Source organism: Candidatus Bathyarchaeota archaeon, assembly GCA_026014805.1.
In the GTDB taxonomy this organism is placed as follows: Archaea; Thermoproteota; Bathyarchaeia; order Bathyarchaeales; family SOJC01; genus JAGLZW01.
Window position 1 is genome coordinate 29,135 of sequence record JAOZHR010000008.1, and the last position, 24,097, is coordinate 53,231.

Annotated in this window: 27 protein-coding genes and 2 tRNA genes; 12 read left to right on the forward strand and 17 right to left on the reverse strand. The window is 43.8% G+C overall.

Annotation, left to right across the window (positions count from 1 at the left end; translation table 11 throughout):
- The first annotated feature begins 63 nt into the window (after nt 1–63).
- Nucleotides 64–711, forward strand: a complete 648-nt coding sequence (locus NWE91_02030) for an MBL fold metallo-hydrolase (protein ID MCW3985175.1) — start codon at nt 64–66, stop codon at nt 709–711.
- A gap of 127 nt (nt 712–838) precedes the next feature.
- On the opposite strand, the gene NWE91_02035 is transcribed toward NWE91_02030, so the two are convergent.
- A complete protein-coding gene (locus NWE91_02035; protein ID MCW3985176.1) occupies nt 839–2,266 on the reverse strand; it encodes a M20 family metallopeptidase in 1,428 nt (475 codons plus the stop codon).
- A 241-nt stretch (nt 2,267–2,507) separates the two neighbouring features.
- On the opposite strand from NWE91_02035, the gene NWE91_02040 reads away from it, so the two are divergent.
- Together NWE91_02040 and NWE91_02045 are read left to right on the forward strand one after the other, a co-directional pair.
- The gene (locus tag NWE91_02040) at nt 2,508–3,713 is read left to right on the forward strand and encodes a DUF362 domain-containing protein (protein ID MCW3985177.1); all 1,206 of its coding nucleotides are present in this window, start codon (nt 2,508–2,510) and stop codon (nt 3,711–3,713) included.
- A 183-nt stretch (nt 3,714–3,896) separates the two neighbouring features.
- Nucleotides 3,897–4,328, forward strand: coding sequence for a zinc-ribbon domain-containing protein (locus NWE91_02045; protein ID MCW3985178.1), 432 nt, complete (start codon nt 3,897–3,899; stop codon nt 4,326–4,328).
- A 233-nt stretch (nt 4,329–4,561) separates the two neighbouring features.
- On the opposite strand, the gene NWE91_02050 is transcribed toward NWE91_02045, so the two are convergent.
- The 4 genes from NWE91_02050 to NWE91_02065 all read right to left on the reverse strand — a co-directional run bounded on the left by NWE91_02050 (nt 4,562) and on the right by NWE91_02065 (nt 8,469).
- Complete coding sequence (locus NWE91_02050) at nt 4,562–4,885, reverse strand: hypothetical protein (protein ID MCW3985179.1); 324 nt, start codon at nt 4,883–4,885, stop codon at nt 4,562–4,564.
- Between the two features lie 302 nt (nt 4,886–5,187).
- The gene (locus tag NWE91_02055; protein ID MCW3985180.1) at nt 5,188–7,662 is read right to left on the reverse strand and encodes a heavy metal translocating P-type ATPase; all 2,475 of its coding nucleotides are present in this window, start codon (nt 7,660–7,662) and stop codon (nt 5,188–5,190) included.
- A 1-nt stretch (nt 7,663) separates the two neighbouring features.
- A complete protein-coding gene (locus tag NWE91_02060) occupies nt 7,664–7,996 on the reverse strand; it encodes a heavy metal translocating P-type ATPase (protein ID MCW3985181.1) in 333 nt (110 codons plus the stop codon).
- A 5-nt stretch (nt 7,997–8,001) separates the two neighbouring features.
- Nucleotides 8,002–8,469, reverse strand: a complete 468-nt coding sequence (locus tag NWE91_02065) for a PadR family transcriptional regulator (protein MCW3985182.1) — start codon at nt 8,467–8,469, stop codon at nt 8,002–8,004.
- Nucleotides 8,470–8,686: 217 nt separating this feature from the next.
- Here NWE91_02065 and NWE91_02070 point away from each other — a divergent pair, with 217 nt between their 5' ends.
- Entirely contained in the window at nt 8,687–8,869 is a 183-nt protein-coding gene (locus NWE91_02070) for a hypothetical protein (GenBank protein ID MCW3985183.1), read from the forward strand.
- Between the two features lie 55 nt (nt 8,870–8,924).
- Here the strand turns inward: NWE91_02070 and NWE91_02075 are convergent, their stop codons facing one another.
- Complete coding sequence (locus tag NWE91_02075; protein ID MCW3985184.1) at nt 8,925–9,827, reverse strand: UbiA family prenyltransferase; 903 nt, start codon at nt 9,825–9,827, stop codon at nt 8,925–8,927.
- Nucleotides 9,828–9,921: 94 nt separating this feature from the next.
- Nucleotides 9,922–10,074 (reverse strand): hypothetical protein, encoded by a 153-nt coding sequence (locus NWE91_02080; GenBank protein MCW3985185.1) that lies wholly within the window; start codon nt 10,072–10,074, stop codon nt 9,922–9,924.
- Nucleotides 10,075–10,357: 283 nt separating this feature from the next.
- Here NWE91_02080 and NWE91_02085 point away from each other — a divergent pair, with 283 nt between their 5' ends.
- Entirely contained in the window at nt 10,358–10,732 is a 375-nt protein-coding gene (locus tag NWE91_02085; protein ID MCW3985186.1) for a YkgJ family cysteine cluster protein, read from the forward strand.
- Nucleotides 10,733–10,771: 39 nt separating this feature from the next.
- On the opposite strand, the gene NWE91_02090 is transcribed toward NWE91_02085, so the two are convergent.
- Nucleotides 10,772–10,874, reverse strand: a tRNA-Phe gene (locus tag NWE91_02090).
- Between the two features lie 237 nt (nt 10,875–11,111).
- Between NWE91_02090 and NWE91_02095 the strand changes: the two genes are divergently transcribed.
- The 3 genes from NWE91_02095 (at nt 11,112) to NWE91_02105 (ending at nt 12,306) form a co-directional block, all read left to right on the forward strand.
- Nucleotides 11,112–11,492 (forward strand): hypothetical protein, encoded by a 381-nt coding sequence (locus NWE91_02095; protein ID MCW3985187.1) that lies wholly within the window; start codon nt 11,112–11,114, stop codon nt 11,490–11,492.
- Between the two features lie 143 nt (nt 11,493–11,635).
- Nucleotides 11,636–11,869 (forward strand): Lrp/AsnC ligand binding domain-containing protein, encoded by a 234-nt coding sequence (locus NWE91_02100; GenBank protein MCW3985188.1) that lies wholly within the window; start codon nt 11,636–11,638, stop codon nt 11,867–11,869.
- An 80-nt stretch (nt 11,870–11,949) separates the two neighbouring features.
- Nucleotides 11,950–12,306: a hypothetical protein gene (locus tag NWE91_02105; protein MCW3985189.1), complete on the forward strand. Its 357-nt coding sequence runs from the start codon at nt 11,950–11,952 to the stop codon at nt 12,304–12,306.
- A 66-nt stretch (nt 12,307–12,372) separates the two neighbouring features.
- Here the strand turns inward: NWE91_02105 and NWE91_02110 are convergent, their stop codons facing one another.
- The 3 genes from NWE91_02110 to NWE91_02120 all read right to left on the reverse strand — a co-directional run bounded on the left by NWE91_02110 (nt 12,373) and on the right by NWE91_02120 (nt 13,988).
- Nucleotides 12,373–12,720, reverse strand: coding sequence for a DUF3795 domain-containing protein (locus NWE91_02110; GenBank protein MCW3985190.1), 348 nt, complete (start codon nt 12,718–12,720; stop codon nt 12,373–12,375).
- Between the two features lie 106 nt (nt 12,721–12,826).
- Nucleotides 12,827–12,901 (reverse strand) — tRNA-Val (locus tag NWE91_02115).
- Nucleotides 12,902–13,559: 658 nt separating this feature from the next.
- Complete coding sequence (locus NWE91_02120) at nt 13,560–13,988, reverse strand: pyridoxamine 5'-phosphate oxidase family protein (GenBank protein MCW3985191.1); 429 nt, start codon at nt 13,986–13,988, stop codon at nt 13,560–13,562.
- A 556-nt stretch (nt 13,989–14,544) separates the two neighbouring features.
- On the opposite strand from NWE91_02120, the gene NWE91_02125 reads away from it, so the two are divergent.
- Nucleotides 14,545–15,627: a DUF11 domain-containing protein gene (locus tag NWE91_02125; protein ID MCW3985192.1), complete on the forward strand. Its 1,083-nt coding sequence runs from the start codon at nt 14,545–14,547 to the stop codon at nt 15,625–15,627.
- 110 nt (nt 15,628–15,737) lie between these two features.
- Here NWE91_02125 and NWE91_02130 read toward each other — a convergent pair whose 3' ends face one another.
- Complete coding sequence (locus NWE91_02130) at nt 15,738–15,932, reverse strand: DUF3096 domain-containing protein (protein ID MCW3985193.1); 195 nt, start codon at nt 15,930–15,932, stop codon at nt 15,738–15,740.
- A gap of 340 nt (nt 15,933–16,272) precedes the next feature.
- Here NWE91_02130 and NWE91_02135 point away from each other — a divergent pair, with 340 nt between their 5' ends.
- The gene (locus tag NWE91_02135; protein ID MCW3985194.1) at nt 16,273–16,452 is read left to right on the forward strand and encodes a hypothetical protein; all 180 of its coding nucleotides are present in this window, start codon (nt 16,273–16,275) and stop codon (nt 16,450–16,452) included.
- 123 nt (nt 16,453–16,575) lie between these two features.
- Nucleotides 16,576–18,054 (forward strand): B12-binding domain-containing radical SAM protein, encoded by a 1,479-nt coding sequence (locus NWE91_02140; protein MCW3985195.1) that lies wholly within the window; start codon nt 16,576–16,578, stop codon nt 18,052–18,054.
- On the opposite strand, the gene NWE91_02145 is transcribed toward NWE91_02140, so the two are convergent.
- From NWE91_02145 to NWE91_02165, 5 genes are all read right to left on the reverse strand, one after another.
- On the reverse strand, nt 18,051–18,212 hold the full coding sequence (locus NWE91_02145; GenBank protein ID MCW3985196.1) for a 50S ribosomal protein L40e: 162 nt from the start codon (nt 18,210–18,212) through the stop codon (nt 18,051–18,053). The genes NWE91_02140 and NWE91_02145 overlap by 4 nt on opposite strands.
- Before the next feature lie 675 nt (nt 18,213–18,887).
- Nucleotides 18,888–20,144: a DUF438 domain-containing protein gene (locus tag NWE91_02150; GenBank protein MCW3985197.1), complete on the reverse strand. Its 1,257-nt coding sequence runs from the start codon at nt 20,142–20,144 to the stop codon at nt 18,888–18,890.
- Nucleotides 20,145–20,614: 470 nt separating this feature from the next.
- Nucleotides 20,615–21,484, reverse strand: coding sequence for a succinate--CoA ligase subunit alpha (gene sucD / locus NWE91_02155; GenBank protein ID MCW3985198.1), 870 nt, complete (start codon nt 21,482–21,484; stop codon nt 20,615–20,617).
- Between the two features lie 7 nt (nt 21,485–21,491).
- Entirely contained in the window at nt 21,492–22,637 is a 1,146-nt protein-coding gene (gene sucC / locus NWE91_02160) for an ADP-forming succinate--CoA ligase subunit beta (GenBank protein ID MCW3985199.1), read from the reverse strand.
- A gap of 25 nt (nt 22,638–22,662) precedes the next feature.
- On the reverse strand, nt 22,663–23,130 hold the full coding sequence (locus NWE91_02165; GenBank protein MCW3985200.1) for an Lrp/AsnC family transcriptional regulator: 468 nt from the start codon (nt 23,128–23,130) through the stop codon (nt 22,663–22,665).
- Nucleotides 23,131–23,577: 447 nt separating this feature from the next.
- Here NWE91_02165 and NWE91_02170 point away from each other — a divergent pair, with 447 nt between their 5' ends.
- Entirely contained in the window at nt 23,578–24,087 is a 510-nt protein-coding gene (locus tag NWE91_02170) for a hypothetical protein (GenBank protein ID MCW3985201.1), read from the forward strand.
- The last annotated feature ends 10 nt before the right edge of the window (nt 24,088–24,097 follow it).

Sequence of the window (24,097 nt, forward strand, 5' to 3'; positions counted from 1 at the left end):
TTCTCTCTTTAGCACATTTAAGACTAATATACGTTAACAGACCACATTGAAAAGCGAAGTAAAATGGCTGTCTTCATAAAATGGTTGGCTCACGCCAGCTTTCAAATAAAAGCTGAAGGAATAGTCATCTATATTGACTTGGAGAAATATGGTGAAGTTGCTGAAAAGGCAGATTTGATTTTGGTGACGCATTCGCATAGTGACCATTGTGATCCATCTAAGGTCAAAAAGGCTCGTAGGGATGACACTGTGATAATTTCTCCCAGAGATTGTGTTTCAAGAATCGGTGGAACCGTTAAGACTCTTGAATCTGGGGAAGAGACAACGGTGAAGGGTGTGAAAGTTAGGGCTGTGGACGCCTACAATACTAAGCGTTTCAGATCTCCCGGAAAGCCTTATCATCCCAAGCAGTTTGGGGTCGGCTACTTGATAACTGTTGAGAACAAGACGATTTATCATGCTGGAGACACAGATTTTATCCCCGAAATGCGGCAGCTCGGACCTGTAGATGTGGCGTTGCTCCCTAGCGGAGACACATACACCATGGATAACGCTGAGGCTGCTGAAGCAGCGATAGCAATCAACCCTAAAACAGCATTACCGATGCACCGTTGGAGCACGAATCCCGAAGAGTTCAGAAAGGAAGTGGAGGCCAATTCAAACATCAAGGTTATGCTGTTGCGAGAAGGAGAAGAATATCAAGTAGCTTGAGAGCAATAGAAGCTTGAGAAAACAGAGTATTCCATAGGCGGGCGTGACCTGTTTTAGGCAGCATGCGCAAACGCTTGAAGGGCGACTTGTGATGCCTGAGTCATCCTACGTATGGACTTGTACGCGGTTATTTCTCCCAAACATCGAGAGGAGGCTTTTTATCAGTAGGGATTGGAGACACGTATTTTGCATTACTTATTCTTCGGTTATGCTCCTTCTTTGCCTTGTTCAATTCGTCCTCATTAGTCAAGAGATCTATTACTGTAGTAGCCATCACCTTCGCTGCGAAAATCAGCGACTTGTGTCCAAGGCCAACTCCGCTTTGCGCAACCGCTTGCCATGAATGAGCAGGGGTACCTAAAATCCAAGTGGCAGTGCTGAATTCTACAGTAGGTGTCTGCCAACTCACGTCAGCTACGTCGGTGCTGCCGTGGCTAGTTTCTCCTTCGCCCCAAGGATCAGGAAGTTCAGGGTCTATCAATTCGTCAACAAGTCGTTCCCATCCAGGTCGTTTGGATTTTCGTAGTTGAGCATTCTTCATCTCTGGAGTAATCGTCTCGGCAATTTGATTTGCAAACTTCAAATCATCATCGGCGTATTTTGGCAGTCCAATTTCACGCATATTCTTAACAATCAACTCTGAGATGGTTTTATTAGGAATGTAGTTATGATCGCCTTCGATGAACTCTACCTTCAGCTCAGTTCTGGTCATAAGCGCTGCCCCCCGCGCTATGTCAAGTACCCAATCATATATGAACATCATTTGATCTCTCTCTGGAGCTCTCACATAGTACCAACTTCGGGAGTATGGAGGCACAATATTCGGCTGGTCTCCTCCTTTTTCAATTATGTAATGAATTCTCGCGTCTTGGACTACATGTTCCCTAAGATAGTTCACGCCAGTATTCATCAATTCAACTGCGTCCAACGCACTTCTACCTTGCTCCGGGGAACCACCAGCATGAGAAGCTTTACCATAAAAATGAAACTTGACCGAGTTGACAGCTAAACTGCTTAGCAACGAAGCTTCGTTCATAGTGCTCGGATGATGGCTAATTACAGCGTCGACATCCCCGAAGTATCCATCTCTAATCATGTACACCTTGCCTGAGAAGTTCTCCTCGGCTGGGCATCCAAAGAATTTGATCGTACCCATTATTTGATGCTTCTTCATTGCGTTCTTCACAGAGATCGCCGCTGCCATCCCGCTTATCCCATGAATGTTGTGTCCACATCCATGTCCAGGTCTCCCCGGTTCTAATGATTCTTTCCACGGAACCTTTTTCTGTGATATTCCTGGCAGTGCATCATATTCACCCATTATTCCTATAACGGGTTTTCCTTCACCAAAAGTAGCTACGAAAGCTGTTGGCATACATGCAACTCCACGTTCAATCCTAAACCCGTGTTTCTCCAACTCATCTGTAAGGAGCGCTGAAGACTTGAACTCAATTAAGCCTAACTCAGCAAACTCCCACACTGTATCACTTATTTGAACGAGTCGGGCCTTGTTTTCATCAATCCAGCAAGTAGCAGTTTCCTTCGCAACAGACATAAACAACACCAAGAATATAGTGATAAAGGCGACGAATTTTTATGGTTTTCCAAACATACTCGCCGCGTAAATAAGAGAGTACACATGCACCATCTATCTACGATGTGAGAGCTAAATTTAGACCAAACCTGAATGGACATGCCTTATTTTTCTATGTTTGTGTTGCCACGCGCATAAAATGAGGGCAAACCGACAAGGTTTTATTAGACCAGAGTCTTCACCAGATTGAAAGGGGATCAACATGAGTGAAAAAGCAAAGGTCTATTTTGGCTCCATACAGCAGGGCCAAGATGCAATTTTCGCGGCCTTAGCGGCGAAAGTTGACAAGATAATCGAGTTGCTAGACTTCTCAACAATCAAGAAGCGTGACAAAGTCGCCATCAAAATGCACCTAGGCTTCCAAGACGGATACCAAACGGTGCCAGTATTCTTCGTCCGGCGGATCGTCAAAGCCGTTAAACGGGTTGGCGGGTGGCCCTTCATCACCGACAATCCCACAGCGGTTTACAATGCGGTTGATCGCGGCTACACGCAAGAAACGTGCGGCTGCCCAATCATTCCAGCTGCCGGAGTCAAGGACGGGTATACCCACTCAGTTAACGTGGGCTACAAGAATGTAGACACGCTAGAGATGAGCGGCGTAATTCACGACGCCGACGCGCTCATAGATTTAACCCATGCAAAGGGACATGCTTGCAGTGGGTACGGCGGCGCCATCAAGAACCTCGCTCTGGGCGGCTACTCGCTTCCATCAAGGTGGAATAAGATCCATGGTGTTGAGCATTCCATTCCTTACTGGGATGCAAAGAAGTGCACGCCAGAGCATGCCCAAGCGCTTGTTAAAGCCTGCCCCTACGGTGCCCTCAAGTATGATGCCAAAAAACACAAACTGTCGCTGCTTCTTTATGCATGTAGAAACCAGCTCTGCTTAGAATGCCTCGAAGCAGACAAAGAGATCGGGTGTCTGCAAATCAAGCCTGAGTTCTTCGCAGCTTTTCAAGAGTTGATGGCAATTACCGCCAAAAAGGTTCTTGACACCTTTGATGAAAACAAGCGGTTCTTCCTAAACTTCATCCTTCAAGTAACGCCTCACTGCGACTGCATGGGAATGATTCAACCAAGCGTCGTAGCAGACATTGGGGTTCTGGGCAGCCGCGATATCGTAGCGATTGAGATTGCTACATTGGATCTTATCGCAAAGGCTGGGCTGATCGAACAGACCATCCCGCCCTACTTCAAACATGTCAACCTCGACCCCAACATAGACCTACATCCCTTTGAACGTCTCTGGGGGGCAATGAAGAATCCCTACCTCGTCGCCAAATTCGCGGAGCAATATGGTTTAGGCACTAGAAAGTACGAATTAGTTGAATTGTTGTCGCCTAAAGAGACCAGCAAGATGGAACCACCCAAACAAGTGTACGAACGCCAACCCTCCTTCTACTAACAAACCATCAGTACAAAGGCACGCACATAGTTATGATAAGAGCCGGGTTCAAACCCAAGTCAAATGGAAATATCACCCGCAAACTCCTCATTCTTGTTTACTCTATAACTGCGCCCATAGACAAGATTCGGAATTCATAACGCTTTTTTCTTATAGCCTTGCATATAACAACTGGTGAACCCTTTGAGAACAGCTGCGATGCCTTATGTTCTAATCACATTTGGCATCTTCGGCTCGGTGTTTCTAGGCCTTGTTGCTGGTTTAGGAAATATCATGACTAATGAATACATAGATTACAATCTTCCAGGGAATCCCATCATACGAGAATACGATTTCAGAATAGGAGGAAAATATGGCCTAGTAACCTTATCCCTTCTTTTCGGGGGCGCAGCTTCAGCTATTGGCGGATATGGCACAGGATTCCACATTCTTTGCAAGCAGTCTCCTACGATCCATCACTCCAACAGTGAGAAGTGCATGGTGCTTCAGAAAACTAATGTTGCATTACCGGTGACATGCCCACAATGCAAGAAAAAGCTTCCAACATATTCCAAGTTCTGTCCCAAATGCGGGACTGATCTCATACCTAATGCTGCAACATTACGAACCTCTTGAAATTCAAACCCGCTCGTGCACTAATGCATCTCTGGCTTAATATTTTTAAGAAATCTTGAATATGAAGGTACCAAGCAAGACCTTGGATTTGATACCATAATACATGAGAATGCACGCGCACTCCAAAAAATGCTTTGGCTAAACACTATACTCCCCATGGAATTAAGATGTTAAAGGTTGTCTACGATAAGGCAAATTTGAGAGTATTTGGAGGCTGGTCCTTCTTACCTTCTTCAGGTATATAGGCTTGCAACACTAATATTGTGCAACCCCGCTAGCAAATTCATAGCTCCAAATCCCAACGCCATTATTGTTATTAGAACTGCAGCCCAACCAGAATACCTGTTTTGAATTCTGAACAAAAGTAAGTAGGTGAACAAAAGAGTAGGGATATAGAATATCAAAGCCCCCCAAGCTCCTAAAGGCCAGCCTAGAGGGTTCATTTCTCCCGCCACGCCTAGATAATCTATAACATATAGAGTCGTAATTAAATCGAACGCCCAACAACAAAGAGGAATAATATGTAAATACAAAAGCTTTCTTTTTGTACCATCCATCAAGCTTTTTTCCCTCAGGAAATATCTTTAAAGACTGATATGGTGACTGATTGAGGTAAGGATTATGAAATATAGATAAAGATGGAACATTCAGCTTAAAGGGGAAGTCGACTCCTATATTTTAAAAAGGGAAGCTATTGAGCTTGTTAGGAATACTAGTAAGTCTTTGCCTTCCAAAAAACGTTGTCAAAAGGGTGAGAACCCATAGATTAAATCTTTCAAGAATCACAGAACAAGACCCAAACAGCATTTTGGATTATCTGGAGACTCAAAATCTACAGGCAAGCTCAAAGTTTCTTGGTTTAGCTTCCTATTTTGGCTTTAAACCTCTTCAGGAGCGAGGCGTTCGAAACCACAGACACTGAACTAGTTGCCATTGCCGCAGCCGCGAAGATGGGATCCAACAAAATGGCGAAGAATGGGTATAAGATGCCAGCGGCTACAGGTATAAGAGCGGTATTGTAAGCGAATGCCCAAAACAGGCCTTGCTTGATCTTTCTCATCGTGGCTCTGCTCAGCTGGATGCTGATGACTACATCTCTCAAATCATCTTTGACTAACACGATGTCCCCCGTCTCCATCGCTACGTCTGTTCCACTCCCAAGGGCTATTCCGATGTCTGCCTGCGCTAGGGCTGGAGCGTCGTTTATTCCATCGCCGACCATGGCCACTATTTTGCCTTCCTCTTGCAGGCTCTTTATTTCGTTAGCTTTTTCTCCGGGGAGCACATCCGCCAGCACTCTGTTCATGCCTACTTGTCTTGCAATAGCCTTCGCTGTCCTCTCATTGTCTCCTGTTATCATGATAACCTCTAGACCCATGTTCTGGAGTGTCTTCACTGCCTCGGTGGAATACTCCATTAAGGTGTCAGCCACAGCAATAATGCCAGCCGCCTTCTTGTCTACAGCCATGAGCATCGCAGTCTTTCCATCTTCCTCCAACTCCTTCATCTTCTCCTCGAGGAACTCTATGTCTATGCCTTTTTTCTTCATCAACTTTCGGTTGCCGAGCAAGATCTCCATGCCGTTATGCTTCACTTCTATACCGTGTCCAGGTATTGCGTTGAAGAATTCTGGATCTACGACTTTGATTTCTCTTTCCATTGCTCTTCTTACTATAGCTTCTCCAAGAGGGTGCTCAGAGTTCTTCTCAGCGACCGCGGCGAGCTGCAACAGTTGCTCCTCACTTAAGGTCTTAACCTTTTGCTTAGTTGGTGAAGGATTGCCAATAGGAGTCGTAACGGTCACAATGTCTGTGACTTCTGGTTCCCCTTTTGTCAGTGTTCCAGTTTTGTCGAATACGATGGCCTGAAGTTTGTGAGCTGTTTCTAGGGCTTCTCCGCTCTTGATTAAGATTCCATTCTCTGCCCCTTTTCCGACACCAACCATGATGGCGGTTGGTGTGGCGAGGCCCATAGCACATGGACATGCAATTATTAACACGGCAATGAATACAGTGAGGGCGAATATGAAGCCCATTCCTACGAAATACCACACAAGAAACGAAAGCGTTGCGGTTACTATGACGGCTGGGACGAAATATCTACTAACCACATCCACTAACGCTTGAATGGGCGCTTTGGAACCCAACGCGTCCTCAACCAACTTTATGATCTGTGACAGAACCGTGTCAGCCCCTACTTTGGTTGCTCTGAACTTTAGCATGCCTGTTTTGTTCATAGTGGCGCCGACAACCTCGTCGCCCACCTTCTTCTCGACTGGTATACTTTCACCGGTGATCACCTTTTCATCCACTCCTGAATAACCTTGGATCACCACTCCATCTACTGGTATCTTCTCTCCAGGCCTAACTACCACGACGTCTCCAACTTGGACATCTTCCACTGGAACCTCCATCTCCTCGCCGTCTCTAACAACCCTCGCCGTCTTGGCCCGTAGCCCCATAAGTTTCCTGATAGCCGCTGATGTCCTACCCTTGGCTATGGCTTCCAACAGTTTGCCCAAAATGAGGAACGTCATAAGCGACACAGCTGTTGTATAATACAGAAGCCCCACACCAGTAAAGGTGACAGCAACGCTGTAAAAGTACGCCGCTGAGGTACCTATTGCGACTAGTACATCCATGTTTGGGTTTTTGTTTCTCAGCGCTTTATATGCACCTACAAAGAACCCATGTCCAACTATGAAGTGAACCGGGGTGGCTAAAAAGAATAAAAGGAGGGGTACGAAATTCTCTATAGGAAGAGTGGGGAGAGTAAAGGGAAGAAGGGGCATGTAATTGTAAAACACTACCGGTATGGTGAGCGTTGCAGAAAACGCAAATTTATACTTCAGTATGCGAACATTTCTTTCTCTTTCACTTTTCTCTCTGTCTTCCAAGCCTTCCTCAGGTACAATGACATCGTATCCCACATCTTGTATGACTTTTCTGATTCCCGCTACGCTTATTTGTTCCGGATTGTACTCAACCGTCGCCTTTTCTATTGCGAAGTTGACGCTGGCCTTGTATATGCCCTCTTTTTCGTTTAGGGCCTTCTCAATGGTCTGTGCGCACGTGACACAACTCATGCCAGTTATCTTGAGAAAAATGCTTTCATGCACTACTTTGTAGCCTACTTCAACAATAGCATCCTCGATAGTTTTCTGATCCACAGTGTCGGGATCGTATTCTACGATGGCTTTTTCTGCTGCAAAATTTACTGTTGCTTGATTTACACCCTTAAGTTTGGACAATTTTTTCTCTATTGTCTGTGAACAAGTAACGCAGCTCATTCCACCAATGTCAAGAACAGCTTTTTTGCTCTTTTCTTTAGCCATTCTAACTTCCCCTCCACGTCTTTGCATGCATGCCTTCCGTTTTCCTTAGAGCGTTCTCGATGGTTTGGGCGCAAGAAGCACATGTCATACCTCCAATCCTTAGCGTAATCCTCTGAGTTCCCCCATCTACATCATAGCCTGTGTCCTTGATGATCTCTGTCAGTCTCTTTTCATTTGTTATCTTGTCATCATATTCTATGTGTGCAGTCTCTGTTGCGAAGTTAACTAGGGCTTTATCTACTCCTTCAGTTTTCAGCAATGCCTTCTCTATTGTTTGAGCACAGGCAGCACAGGCCATTCCAGAGATTTTAAGACGACTTTTTTGTTTGGTCATTCAAATCATCTCCTTCTTGGTTTTTCAGCTGATTGAGTTACTGAGTGTAATTCGTTTTTGTAGGCTTGGGCGCAGTGAACGCAACAGAAGATTCTTTCTTTGTCTCCTTCAGCCTCTCGGTATCCCCCTTCGTAAATTTTGCAGCCACAGTGAAAACATACGCTTAGGTTCGGCTCGATAGCCATAGAGACCATTGACGCTATTCGCTTGTAGATACGGGCAGCTAATACCTTTCCTGCAGCCGTCAACTCATACACTTTCTTTGGCTTCTGGCCCACTGGTTTTCTAGTCGACGTCACCAAACCGTTCTTTTCAAGCTTTTTCAGGAACGGATAAAGCAGACTTGGGTTGACTGGTTTGCCTATTCGGTCCTCAACCTCTTTCATGATTCTATATCCATGAAGAGGTTTCTCGCTGAGAAGTAGAACTATAGATGATCTTATCATGTCTAAAGCGATGTCTTCGCTCAACATTATATATTACCCAAAAATATATTATTATCAAATATATTTAAATATTACTCATTTCACAATCATTAAGAATTGGAATTAGGCTCTCGCCGTTAGTGTGTCCCTAAAAAACGTTTAATAGCTATAGTGGTTATTAAAAAGGAGAAAAGTATACGCCACGAATGGATGTGATTGGTGTTTTCAAGACAATAATCACATGTTTAGGGAGGATGTGCTGAAAATGGAGATTAAAATTGGGGATAAGATAAAAATTCCAGCAGATGAGAAGTTTCATCCAGAGAGGGGACACTTTGGCAAATGTGTGTGGATAAGTGAAGACGGAAAAACTGCAGCGCTAATGTGTGAAAGGCGCCACGAAGGCAAAAAAACTGCTTTCATGGTGAAAATCAATTCTGAGAAGTGAGCTGCTAGAAAGAGCGCGAGCCTTCAACTATCTATAGACGGCTTCGTCAAATCCTTCAAAAGATGGCTATTTCCACTAGGATTATATAACCCAACATTAGTGTTGCCCCGATAATTCCATACTTTGTTGCAGTTTTTTGCATATTAATGACGTTTTCTACTGATGGCTTCTTTAACAAGGCAGCATAGCGCTTGAGGATCGGTATGGAAGGGGGGAGGATTATGAAAAACATGAATAAATGTTTGTAAGCGAGTAAGCCAAAAACCGAATAGACAAATGGCAAGAAACATGCCGATAGAAACAGGAATCCAGCGACAATGGCACCATTCTTCCTGCCATACTTGACAACAAAAGTGTGAATCCCCATTTTGCGATCTACCTCATAGTCTCCAACCGCTTGAATGATATGGCCACCACAGTGAATTAGCATTAACGGAACGACACCTAAAATAATTAATGAAATATTGGAGCCTAGCTTGCCAGTTAACTCCAACCCCATCAAGAATGGCATGAAGCCAGCACCTATACCTGAAACAATGAAGTCCACAACTGGCACAGTTTTCAGTCTGAAAGGGGGAGCAGAATACGCGATTCCGAATGCAAGATAGATGAGAAACAGCCATACAAGATTTGGCTCAACAAAAACTACTGAGACTAAACACGAGATTGCTAAAAGAAAGGAAAAGATTAGTGCTGTCCACGGCGTTATCTTCCCAGAGGCCACAGGCAAACTAGACTTGAACTCGTTCACCTGATCTTCTTTTCGGTCGAAGTATTGGTTCAAGATGAAGATGCTGGCTGTGGCAAGTGAGAATGCAAACAAGACAACAACGAAACGATCAAGAGGAGGCAAACTTAGGAAGATGCTTCCGAAGCCAAAACTAAAAATCCACCCAAGCCAACTTCCAACTCTCGTAACCCTAAGGTATTCCATACTCGTTGAGAACAATTGGACCACCTGAAAAGTTTTCACCAGCCTTCACAATTTCAATCTTATACTCTAGTTATCGAATACACTTAAACTATTTTTGCTGAAAGCTTCACGTGCGTGGCTAAGCAGTCTTTCTCAGCCTTCCCGACAAGTGGCTCTTTCGATAGCGCAACTTCTCTTTTTCTTCCTTAGGGAGCAGGAAAACTGGAAGTCCCTTCACCTTCTTTGGGCATCCCCATCTGCTAGGTTGAAAAACCTCAATATCCTTCGTCAAAGAAAAACCTCACAGCACGCAAGTTTGCATGTTGACAATATTTAAACTTTAGCACCCACGACCTCCACAAACGGGATTTCCAAGTTTCCGTCATTGGCTGCCCTACCACTTTTCATAGTGGCAACACTACTAGCAGTCATAATTTAAGGAGAAAATGCTTTATGCGCACAATGAAAAATGTTAAAGGCTGTGAGAAGACTTTCACAATCAATTCCTGTGGCGCACGTGCGCAGAGTGGACCGGCCTTAAAAGAGGGGAATGCGATGAAAGGAGGTTTGAAGAGGTGAGACACTCGTTGGCAAGCGGTATCCCCTGTGTAAAACGTAAATGTGTAAAGTGCTGCTTGGAAACGAGAATGCCTCTTTCCAATCTTGATTTAAGGAGAATTCTAAAGCTCAATTATGAACTCGAGTACTTCGCAGTGAAAACAAATGGGGGATGGCGTTTAAAGAACAACCGTGGAAGGTGTGTTTTTCTCCAAGAAAAGGGTTGTCGAATATATCCCCATCGACCTGACGGATGCAAGCTATACCCGCTAGTCTACGATGAAACCCTAAAAAAAGCAGTTATTGATCCGCTCTGTCCCTACGGTTACTTATTTGAGGTCCAAAAGAACGATGTCGAAAGACTGAAAACGCTCCTCGAAAACTCGCATTAAAAGACCTAAAAGCATCAATTCGCAAAACCACGCGCACGATGCCGAGGGCCGGGTTTGAACCGGCGACAACCCGGTCTTCAGCTTCACCCTCACATGAAAACCATAATGAGTCGGGTGCTCTCCCAGGCTGAGCTACCTCGGCAACATGCCCAAATCATGCATATGACATCTTTAAGTTTTTCTAGACCACCCTAATAAAAACTCGTTTCTACTAAAGCTTAACTACAACGTCAACTCATCTCAAATTCGGAAAGCCACGAAACTGTTGAGGAGAACAGATCCCCTCACAATAGGGCATCCAGCAACCCCTCCAATCTTCCTACTGACTGAGTAGCCTCAACAGCGGGACAGACATCACACTAATGGAATCCTCATCAATATGAAAAAGAAACACATTTTCTTTAACGTTGCAGGGATTGCGGGCGTCTCCTCGTTAATTATGGTTATAGTCTATTTCGTTAACGTTTTATTGTTATCTTCAAATGAGGTAATTTCTCCAACAGACACATTATTCATTGAAGGAGTTGGATTTTTGCTGATTGGTTCGCTGCTTTTGCTGGGTAGAGGGGGGATAAATCTTTGGAGCAAGAAAGCGGCAATTTTGTCTGCAACTGCCGAGGCCGTGTATGGTGCTGATACTGTTGGTCCCGCTGAGACCATGAGAAAAGACGCTTGGAAGTCGAAAGGGTTTGTTCGTGCAGGGCTTATCTTGGTGCTAACTGGAGTATTCATGTTTGCTGTATACTTTCTAACTCTCTAGCCGATCACGTGAAAAGTGGCCTCCTGCACGTTTGAGGGTTAGCTGAGAGCCGCAAGGCTAAAGCACACATGCGAGTCTAGCATCGCAGCAGAATGTAATAGGTGTTATATGTCTCTTCCGCAAACTTAAGATAGGTGACATTCGTGGAAGCGTATGTCTTAGTTAACTGCGAAGCCGGTGAATCCTGGGAAATTGCCAAAGCTGCGCTCAAGATGGAGAACGTGAAGATGGCGCATGCTGTTACTGGTCAGTATGATGTAGTTGCCTTTGTTGAGTTTGCTGACATGGACGTGTTGACGAACATTCTTGGCAGGTTTCAAACTATGAATGGAATTGAGCGAACTCATACAGCGGTCGTAATACCTCCAACAAAATAACCACGCACCTTTTTTTTGCGTACATTGCTGAAGCACAAGACGTAATAGCTGGTTTGTGTAACGATCAAGTGGGAGAAACAATGAGGAGAAAAGTCAAATTTTGGCTTCTCTTTTTGCTAGGAGTCTGCATATTCATTCCGTTTTTCCTTTTCTCTATAATAATTCAAGTGTTTATGGCTGGATTTTCGATTTTCGGAGTTCTATACGCTGCACCGTTCCTCGGAGGTTTCATCATATATTGCTATCTTCTTTACCATTCAGTTTACAAAGGAGCAAAAACGAAGTATCCCATAGTGCCTCCCGAAGGGCGAACGGATATTTATTTCCCTCGAACCGACATTCCAAGACCGATCCATGAAGACGTGCGACGACATCCTAAATTCTTTAAGCGGAAGAAGAAGGTCCAAAGATGGGAGAAAAGGAAAAGGAAGAAATAAGCTGCAAATGAAAAAAGACTTTATGAACTACCTCAAATGCAATAAGGCACGTGTTCTGTTGCGGGTCTACTTCTTTAACTGTTGTCTTGTCTTCTCAAGCGTCTTTCCTGCCTCAGGCGCATTTTCAAAGAATTTGGTGAGCGTCTCACATTTATAGTCAGCACAGTAAGCACAGTTTTCAACTTCTTTTTCCATTCCACATTTTCTAATCTCACAGAGATGCAGTTGTTGATGAATACCTAGTCCTGGCAAGCAACCGTTGCAGTTTATTTGTTCGGGTCTTATTTCGTTGTTGTAGGCTCTCGACCATTCTTCAGCTACTTGTCTTCTTTTAGCATCATCATCTTCCTGTGTGGCTATAAAGGCTTTACAAGCTGTACAAGTTATTCCACAAAAAGCAACCATCTTCTCCATACAATAACATCCTACAAACCAGCAACTAGTCGCTCCATAATAAAAAGTTAATTGTCCAAGCGCGCTATAAGGACACAACCGTCTTGTTACTCGAAGAAAAGCGAGGTGGGCCGGGCCGGATTTGAACCGGCGATCTTCGCCGCGTGAGGGCGACGTCTTAGCCGAGCTGGACTACCGGCCCCAACACAAGTCTAAACGGTTAACTAGTTCCCTTATATCTTTTGCAGCCCCACCGCCAACATTCATATTTGGAGCCCTTCTGGAAGGGTTTAAACCAATCCCCTTTTTTCAAAAGAGTCGTCGTCTAGCTTGGACACCTACCCCAGTGGAGCTATCACCCGATTCACTCCCCACAAATCCCTTTTTTGAAATCAGCCATGATTGGTTTGAAGTGCAAGCTTTATCTATAGTCTGGAATTCACATGTTTCTCTATCTCTCAGCTGGCAGGATATCTTTATGACGAGGTTTCCGTCCTTAATGTTGACAGGAGAGCTTAGGCAAATGTGCACAATGGTTACCATGGCCAAAGATGGTGCCGTACTAGCTGGAAATAATGAAGATTATACCGAACCAAGAACCAAGATTTGGTTTATTCCTGCTTCGAAAGAGGCATATGGGCGGGTCTATGTTGGGTTTGATCATGCGTCTATACATGATCGCGTGCGCATATAGCTTATGGAGAAAACTTCTATTATTATATGTTATTTGTGTAGTGAATGTTTCTTTCTATGAAGTCCAGAGAATGTTTGTGAAGCTTGCTCTGTAAGGTACTTAGTTCGTTTTCTATTTGTATCTTGATACTTTCTTTTTTTTTTGGATGTGGATGAATTGATAATGTCTAGACTTCTATCTTTACTGCTTCAATAGTTTCAGGTTTCATGTATTCAAAACTGATGGGCTTTAGTTTTATGACAATATAGTTAGGATCGTCTGGGCTTTTCCAGAATTCTTTTGCAAAGGAAATGTTGTTGAAGACATCTGCTTTGACATCCTTGTCTTCAACTATTTGTGCAATGCATTCAGCTCTCACTGTCCCTTTTCTCTCATCTTTTTCAAGCAATAGGCAAAACTCCGTTTTAAAATTTCGTTTTATCTGCTTCACTTTAGCATCGTTGGAACCAGTAGTGACATAAAGTTTTTCCTTCAAATGTATAAGTGTCACAGGTCTCACTCTCGGTTGATCAACATCAACAGTAGCAAGGAAAACATGTGGCTCTCCATCAAAGTATTTCCAAATTTCCTGTAATTCAACACTCTTATGGTTCAAGGGCTATTCCTCATAAAGTCTCTTCAACACACAATCTCTATTTATAGATTTCCAGACTTGCATGCATGCATTTGAACCAGCGACAAATGGAGATATCATCCGAATTAGTCCCGCACACTCCCTTTTTTATAGTGAGTCTCAGCATTTGAAAAGCTGCGGGGTCAGGTAAAAACAGGACGGGGTTGCCCTAGCCTCGTAATAAATGGAGATATCTCCCGAATTATCCGCAGACTCCCATTTTTATAGGCGATTTGACAGCGATGCGTTTTGTCATCTTATTCTATGCACAAAAAGCTTTGGAAAAGGATTTGTTGATACACTTGAGAAGGCGGAAGGACAGAAAGAGTCTAAGCCTCTCACGTGTCCATATTGCTGTGCCTCAGTGCCGCCCCATTCCAATTTTTGTGCCAGTTGTGGAAAGAAACTCTAGATTTCTAATATTTTTATTGCACGTGCCTTTCGCCTATCCTTCCGTGGATATGATATAGAGAATTCTTCTATAACAAAAGTAAGTAAATGTTGAAATAATCCATCTTAGAACTAAGAGACGGTAAACATGATTAGTTTAAGAAAATCTACAGTATTGATAGTCACATGTGTGCTACTCGGGGCTTCGCTTGCTTATGTATTTGCGACCCAACTACAACCATCTTCGCATGGTATTGGATTGCTCAAGAGTGCTGACAGCTTTGCCTACATAGGCGACTTTGTCGAGTATCAGATAAAAGTCTATAATCCCTCCGACTATGACTTGTACAACATCAACGTAACTGATCCTATGCTTGGACTTAACGACACCATTCCCTTCCTAGAGGCAAGAAACATGACAGGCAAAACCTATACATTCCACAGGGAAGTCCTTGAAACCGATCTTAATCCCTTAGTCAATGAGGTTTTCGTTGAAGCTGTTGATTCTTCAGGGGCATACTCCTCTAGTTCCACTCAAGCAATTACAATAATAGCTGAGCGCTACCTCACAATTGTAAAGGTTGGACCCGAAAGCGCCCACAAAGGTGAAGCAATAGAATATACGATTACAGTGAACAACACTGGAGAACATGACCTCCTTGATGTCGTTGTGGAAGATGAAACGCTCGGGTTCGCTTGGAAAGGAGATCTGAACACAGGAGAAACCAACATCTTCAACCTAACTTACACGATCCCCTGCAGCATTGAAGGCAACCTAACAAACACAGCTGCTGTCTGGGCACAGCTAAACGAAACAACATTTTATGCCGAAGCATCCTGGACCACCAAGATTGTCCACCCTTGTCTTTACCCGCACAGTATGGGGTATTGGAAGAATCATCCTGATGAATGGCTTGTGGACTGGATAGAGATGGGAGACACGAATTACACGAAAGAAGAGGCCATCGATATACTGGAAGGAGCTAATGCCAAGGATGCAACCCGAATGCTCGCTGCCCAGCTTATCGCGGCAAAATTAAACAGACTGTCTGGAGCTTGCTCAGATTTCTGTTACTGTGATGAATCAGTGGATATTGACGAAGTAATCGAAGACGCTGATGAATTCCTAGCAGAATACCCACTCGGCTCTGACCCCAAAGATGAGAACAGGCAAAATGCTCTTCAGCTAAAGGATTTGCTAGATGCGTACAACAACTCCAAATGTGACTAACTAGTTACGCGCGCGCTGATGTAAGAAAAAACAGTTGCTGCAAAGAAGAATAGTGCTTGTGCAAGGGCTAGAAAAAGAGAAAGGGTTGTGAAGGCTTACAGTTTTTTTCGCTATCCTTTTCTCAGCTCGAGGTAGTCGACGAAGAATAGCAAACCTTGTATTATGAAGTACAATCCGACGATCCATTGAAGGAGATCTGGAAAGACTATTACTAGAATGCCGAAGATTATGGCAATCAGAGCGAGGATAGGCTTTGAGACGGTGACGCCGAATTTCTTAAGTCCTCTTTCAATCGTTTCACCCATTAGGATTCCTCAAAACTGTAGTTACAGTTGGAGGGTATATAAAGTATGACGAGTCTCCAATTCTTAGAACCATAAGTCGCCAAGTAAAACCAATGACAGATGTCAACATTGGACGCAAAATAGCTACAGCACTTCTGAAGTCTGGCTTTCACGAAAGGACCAAAGAGATGAGAACTAACACCTTACAGTCTCCGTAAATACTTTCATACAAACCTTGCAAGCGCTGGCGTTCACCGCGATTACATCGACTATTTCATGGGACATGTTACACCTACTTATAATAGCATCAAGTCAAAGTATGGAATTCCTACGGCGGATATACATTGCAAGTGGGCTATCAATGAAGCCAAAGACCCATGTCACAAGGATGGAGATACTCAAGGAAATGGTTAGAAGCCTTGGCTACGACCCAGACAAAGTCTTAGTGAAAGAAGCCTTCACTCACCCGCATAGAACTGTTGTAAATAATGAAAATGTGCTTAGAACGCTGCTTAGGGAAGTCTTAACTAAAAGTGTTTAAACCCTTCTGGAGTGAATACAATCATATTTGGAACCTATAGAATAGTCTTTCAACTGCACCACACACCAACAAAAATTTCTTATGCTGAACCCAAACAGTAAAACAGTTGGAAACACGCAAAAAATGAAGTTCGCCTTCATAAGCCCAGGAGCAAACGAGGAACTCTCCCTAACCGAAAAAAGCAAAGTTATAGGCTCCTGGCCACCCTTAGGTATACTCTACGTCGCAACCATACTGAGAAACGAAGGAGTAGAAGTTGCTGTCCTAGACCAAGCGGCAGTAGGCTATTCCATAGAACAAACAGCAAGATGGGTAGAAAAACAAGACCCGGATATACTAGGTTTCTCAGCCCTCGCAAGTTCAGGCAAAACAGCCGCGAGAATCGCCCAAAAAGCAAAACAATACAACCCTGACATCAAAACAGTTTTCGGAAACTACTATGCCACCTTCAACCACAAAAGAATACTCACCACATACCCTCAAGCAGACATAATCGTCCGCGGCGAAGGAGAAGAAACAACCAAGGAACTCGTAAAAACCATAGAGAAAAAACGCAGCCTAAAAAAAGTCAGAGGAATAACCTTCAGACAAAAAAACAAAATCATCACCACACCAGACAGACCCCTAATCAAAAACATCGACGAGCTACCAATCCCCGACCGCACACTACTAAACGTGGAATACCACTCAACTCTCGTAGGCGCCATTGGGGCACCAAAAAAATTCACAACACTACTCTCCTCACGAGGCTGCCCCTACCACTGCAGATTCTGCGGCTGCCAGAAAATTGCCCACGGCACATGGCGCCCAAGGTCAGCTGAAAAAACCTTTGAAGAACTCCAACTGCTAGCAAGCGAAGGATACCGACAATTTCTCTTCGTAGACGACAGCTTCACCATAAACCAGAAAAGAACCACTAAACTCTGCAAAAGAATCATCAAAGAAAAGCTAGATGTTGAGTGGATTTGTGAAGGGAGAGTAAACCACGCATCTTACGAGTCAATGCGGTCGATGGTGAAAGCAGGCTGCAAGATTATTTACTTTGGCGTAGAGAGCGCAACTCAGAGAATCTTAGACTACTACCAGAAACAAATAACCCCACAACAATCTAGAAAAGCCGTGAAAACGGCTAGAAAAGCTGGAATGGACATAATTGTCGGCTCCTTCATTGTAGGTGCCCCAACAGAAACAAGACAAGAGATAGAAAGCACCCTTAAATTCGCACAAGAAGTCCCCCTCGACATCCCCCAATACAACGTTTTAGGCGTATTCCCAGGCATGGCCCTCTGGGACGAATTCAATGCAAAAGGATACCTAACCAAAGAACAGGAAGAGCAACACTGGGAGATGGGCGTCGCCGTCGCCAACGTTCATCCAGATACCGTGCCCTACGAGGAAATAAAGTACTTAATCCGCCACTACTACCGCCAATTCTTCATACAACGCCCAGACTTTCTCTTGGCACAATTGGCGCGAACAATGAGAAGTCCCTTCAGGTTTGGTATCATAAAAGCAAATGTAACCCGAATCGGCAGCATCACAAGAGGGTGGAAAGACCTTGTCGCCTTCGAAGGCGAAGAACAGTGTACGATAGAAGCTTAGCGGACCAGTTCCCGCCTCTTCCAGCGTAAATTTTTACTTCTACATTTTCTGCATTTAACAGCTGTAGGTGCGTTACGCGCGCCGCATTTTCGACAAATCTTCATGTGAAGCCTATGACGTTGAGCAATAGCTTTCTTCTGTAAATCAGTTACAGGCAATGGTTAATTCTCCTCGTCTATTTCACGTCTCAAGCACGGTAGCCATAAATATACTTTGCTGTAGTCTTTTGAAGATTTCCAGCTACTTTCGTTTTCTAAAGATTTTGCAGTTATCAATGCGCGCTAGTCTCTTTCCTAAGTTTTATGCTCGTAAAACCTTCACTCATTTCCATGCTCCCCAAATCTGCGACGTACATTATAGGATTTCATGGAGCATAAGCATTACGCTTTTTCTGAGTTTATCGTGGCCTTATTAAACTAGTTACGAAAATCTATGGACATTACCAGAAACACCTAGAAAAAACAGAGTTCTGCATGTACTCCGCAAGTTTATCTAATCGTGTGAATTATTCCCTTTGGTGTCTAGATTACCGGTTTATTGCATTGTCTCATTGTGGCGCGCGCGCGCGATAGAAGTAGGGCAGAGCCTTAGTTCGGAATTATTAATGGGCTGCTACATGCTCCAATCTTTGCAGTTAAGTTGGCACTGAAATATAGGCATGCTCGTTGATACCTTTCATGATTATTCGGCAACCACATTCTCCAAAGGATTCCTGAAGTCGCATACAGTAGTTACTCAAAAAGTTGGGACCATTTCGTCCTCACGTAACAAGTGAACTTTTTCATACGCAGGAGCAACATGCGCGTGCACGTGAACAAAAATTGTGTGACATTTTATTTAGACTGTGTTTCGTTCAACAGCCTTCTTTCACCTTTAATGTTTTGAATATCTGTAATGTCCTGAGTTACTTCGACGCATCCCACATATTCGCCATTTTGGTTTCGCACAGGAAAATATCGTATGTAGATTTTTCTCTGATTCAATTCTATCCAGAAGTCCGCCGATTTCCTTCTACTTTTCTTTAGGTCGTCCAGTACTTGGCTGACTATGTGGACGCTTTTTGGAGGGTGGCATTGTTGAACCTTGCGGCCAATTACTGCTTTTGTTCGGGGGAAAACTCGCCCTTCAGCTTTATTGAAGTAACGAACAGTGTCCTCTGCATCTACAAAACTTATGTCTACAGGTAAGGCGTTAAGCACCGCTTCTATCTCCTCTTTTGTCAAGCTTCCAGTTTCAAAATTAATAGCTCCTTTTTCTAGTGTCGACTTTAGCTCTTCTTTTTTCACTTCTTCTTCACCAACTTTCTCATATTTAGGCGTAAAACAACAATAACCAAGTTCATCACATTGCTCTCTTATATCTTTCCACTCTTCAGCTTTTATTGTTCGCTGAGCAACGGGGTAAAGAATATGGTTTTCCTTGTAGATGTGATTTGACAGTTCGTCGGTGATGTAGCTTCCAGTGTCTGCTAACTGCTTTTTGAAATCCTGAAAACTGAGTGTGCCAAGTACTCTCATTAATTCAAGAAGTTGCTTCTTCTTCTCCTTCAACTCGTTGTGTTCAGCCCACATTATTGCCGGTGGCTCAGTTATGCCATGTTTTTGAAGGTAAGGAAAGAGAACGTTCTCTTCTCTTACGTTGTGTTTTTCCACCTCCATGAGGTGTTCAGCAATGTGTTTCAACTTGTGCATTTCTCGGTCAACTTCCTCAAAACTCTCCGCATCGCTGACTTTTTGAATGATGTTCTTAAGTTCTTCTAGGTGCTGGAGAATTATTTTGTGCTCTTCCATAAAAACGTGGATCGGATGATCCGTTGGAACCTCAACTGTTTGTTTGTTGAGGGATTCTCTGAAAATCGCTAGGTGTACGCTGCAAAGTTTGCGTATTTCTTCTCTAGGCATTCCTTCATTTACAAGTTCTTGCTCTAGCTTTGCTATTTCTGTTGGGCCAACGTTTCTTAGGATACTCCTGAATTTTGTCTTAACTTCTTCAGGGTTCTTTCCTTCACGTATCTGTTTGATTAAATCTCTGATCAGTTCTTTGGAGGTTGTTTTTGCTTTGGGATTATTTAACTCTTCTTTGTCTACCATTTTAACTCACTCTCTCTTTAATGGCGACTCAAATACAGCGAGCTTGCCGTCTCCCTTTTATTACGTTCCTTTAAGTGCCTTGTTGTTAGACATTCCCCTCTTGTGGGGCAATATTTCTTTGCGTGATGAGAGAATATTTTGAATATCGGCTCCATTGTTTCTTTGTTTAAGGCGTAGATTCGTTCCTTTTTTCGTTTTTCTGAGAAGACAAACTTGCATCTCTCTAAGGGTCGGAGGTTGTGCGAAATCATGCTTTGTTCCTGGTTGAGAGCTTCAGCAATTTCAGTTACGTTTCTTGGTCTTTTTTTTAGAAGTTCGAGAATTGCCAGTCGTGTCGGATTGGATAGTGTAGAAAAGAATAGGTGGCATGTCTCGCTTAAGTCTTGTTTCATCTTCTTCTCACTCAGAGCTTATAGATGACATATTTTTCATATGAAATAAACGTCATTCTTATATTTAAGCTTTCCCGCTCACACCGTCCCAGCTAAAAACTCCGCAATGTCACTCGGTCTTGCAGCAACCTTTACTCCAGCAGCCCTAAACGCTTCAATCTTGCCTGCCGCAGTCCCCGCCTTACCCATAACAATGGCGCCCGCATGTCCCATACGTTTCCCCGAAGGTGCCGTACGTCCAGCAACAAACGCCACTACACGCTTCGGATACTTCATCGTAGCAACATACTCTGCCGCTTGCTCCTCAGCATTACCACCAATCTCACCTATTAAAACTACAGCCTTTGTCTGACGGTCTCCCTCAAACATTTTTAACGCATCCACAAAACTCAAACCCACAATTGGGTCGCCTCCTAACCCGAAGCAAGTGGACTGCCCCAAACTATGCTTTGTCAGTTCAGCCGCAATCTCGTAGGTCAAGGTTCCACTTCGAGAAGCAATACCCACAACACCATGCTTGAAAATGTGGGCAGGCATTATTCCCAGTTTACATTCACCGGGGGTGATAACGCCAGGAGTGTTAGGGCCAATAACGGTTACGCCTTGTTGTTTTGCGTAAGCCATGATCTGGATGGAGTCTCTTATGGGAATGTGCTCCGTGATTATTATTACAGCCTTTATGTTAGCATCCATAGCTTCTAGTGCCGCTTCTGCCGCAAAGGGTGCGGGAACAAAAATTATGGATGCATTTGCGTCATGCCGCAGAACAGCTTCCTTAACGGTGTCGTAAACTGGAACGCCGAGGACTTTTACTCCACCTTTGCCGGGGGTTACTCCTGCAACAATCTTGGTTCCATAGTCTAGCATTAAGCGGGTGTGAAAACTGCCTTGCGTACCAGTAATGCCCTGCACAACAGCTCTCGTATCTTTCCCAACAATAATTCCCATCCTGTTTTCACGCTCCCTTGGACATTTCCACTGCTTTTTTCGCGGCTTCCTCCATACTATCTAGAACATGAATTCCAGCTTCTACTAGTATGCGGCGACCTTCTTCCTCATTTGTGCCCACCAACCGTATCACTATAGGTTTTATGAAGTCGGCTTTCTTCTTTGCCCCCAAGATTCCTCTAGCAACGTCGTCGCAACGGGTGATGCCCCCCAAAATGTTAATGAAAACTATAGATGCTTGGGGATCTACTAAGAGAATGTTGAGAGCCTTCACTATTTGCTCTTCAGAAGCACCTCCGCCAACATCAAGGAAGTTAGCGGGTTTGCCGCCGTAAAGCTGCACGGCGTCTAGGGTAGCCATCACTAAGCCTGCTCCATTTCCCATTATGCCAATATTGCCATTCAGCTTCACATAAGCCAAACCTGCTTTTCGAGCATCTATTTCTTCAGGCGTCAGTTCAGTCTTGTCTTCTGAAAGCAACCGAGCCTTATATTGAGGATGACGGAAAAGAGCGTTATCGTCGATTATAATTCGAGCGTCCGCTGCAACAAACTGTCCATCAATGGCTTCAACTATGGGGTTCATTTCAATTAGTTCAGCGTCATACTCCATGGTAACCTTGTAAAGTTTTTGAAATATCGTTGCAAGCTTTAACATTGATTTTCCCGAGTACCCCATCTTGCCTGCCATCTGCCGGGCATGATAACTTCGAAAGCCTAGAACTGGGTCAATAAACATTTTGATTATCTTTTCAGGTGTCTTGGCTGCGACCTCTTCTATGTCCACCCCCCCTGCAGTAGATGCGACGGCCACATAGCAGCATCGAGAGCGGTCGATTGTGATACCGAAGTAAACCTCCTTTTTCACTTTTACTTTTTCCTCTATCCAGACGCTTCTAACATTTAGACCATTTATTTCCATGCTTAAAATTCTCGCAGCAATCCCCTCAAGTTCTTCCAACGTGTTGGCAAACTGGATTCCGCCGGCTTTGCCTCTCCCAGCAACAAGCACTTGAGCTTTGACAGCATAAGGAGCATTTAGCTGAGAAGCAGCTTCCTTTGCTTGGGTTGGAGAGGTGGCTAATTCACCACGCGGGATAGGAATTTCATATTTTGCTAGAATTGTTTTTGCTTCATGCTCAAAGAGTTTCATGAAGGAGCACTTCCATGGAAGAGAGTTATTTTAACGTTTGAATAGTGATATATGTTCTTGTGTCTAAAACCCCGTCCACATTTGCCAGTTTCTTCAAGGCTATATCTAGATTTTCTTGTTGAATAACCAGAAGGGCGTCCACGTCACCTGCCACACGAAAGACACGTTGAATTGGGAATTGGAAAATTTCCTCATAAGCTTCCTTTCGTTTCAAAGGAGAGATTTTAAGAAAGACAAAAGCAGGATTTGCTGAGATTCCTAGAAGGGTTAAGCCTTTTTCGGTAACATCTATGAAACCTCTACCTGTACGAATGTAGCCTTGATCTCGAAGTTTGCGCAAGTGCACATTTAGGGCTTGGCGGCTTATCCCGAGCTGTGCCGCCAAATCGTTTTGCTTAATTCGCAAAGTGTAAGTCGTTATTATTTTACCCTTTTCGTAGAGCATACGAAGCAGCCGCACAGGACGCCCAGTGAGAACAACCTCCTCGGTCAAATAACTTCCACCTTGATTTTAGACAAGACAAAGCTTTACGATAGTAATGATTATTAAACTTATGCACAATGAAAATTAAGGCTTTATGTGTCCAAAAGATGCCGCTTGAATGCTGCCTTAAATACCGTAATGTATTTATCTACTCCACTGCACCTTAAAAAGCCCAGAATATAAACGTCAAGGAGCGAGGCGATATAATCGCTGAAACTAACACGGTGATAATTAGAGGAAGACCTCTAATGAACTGTATGCTCATCTGCACAACACTCTCTCGTGAGAGCAAAAAGAGTTGTCGTCAGAACCCCATACAGAGCAGTAAGCAGCACCCTAGATGTTGCAGAAGCCGATTCATAGCACGCCTTTAGAACAAGTACAACTAGAATAGCAACACAGTTCAGTACATGAAACATGTGTCGCCCCTCCTCAGCTTCGGAGGACACCAAAAAGGTGAAAACACAGCTATGCAATTTCTGCTTAAAAAGCGGAATACTATGTTCAAATTGTCAGGCAAAGGTCAAATCAGGTCAGATCAGCGATACATATCTTGAAATCGCTAACTTGCTCCTGAGTCTAGAAGAGAAATACCCTCCTCTGCAGGATGTTTATTTTCATAAAGCCGTCGAAGCAGACGGCGTTCTCGCGTTGATTGTTGAGCGCGGTGATGTTGCTCGTCTTTTAGGGTATGGTGGAAAAATTTTAAGGGCGATAGGTGAAAAAACTGGCAAAAGGATTCGCATCTTAGAACAAGGTGTAGATGACAGAAAATTTCTTGAAGACCTATTTGCTCCTCTACCTGTTATGACAATAAACACAATCTGGCTTCCAGATGGAACCACTGAAACTCGAGTTATTCTAAGAAAAAGAGGGAGAAGACCACCGCCTATCAATGTTGAAGCAATGAAGCAAATTACTAAGAAAGTTCGAAACATGGTTCTCAGAGTAGAGTTTTCACGTTGAGGCGAACAGC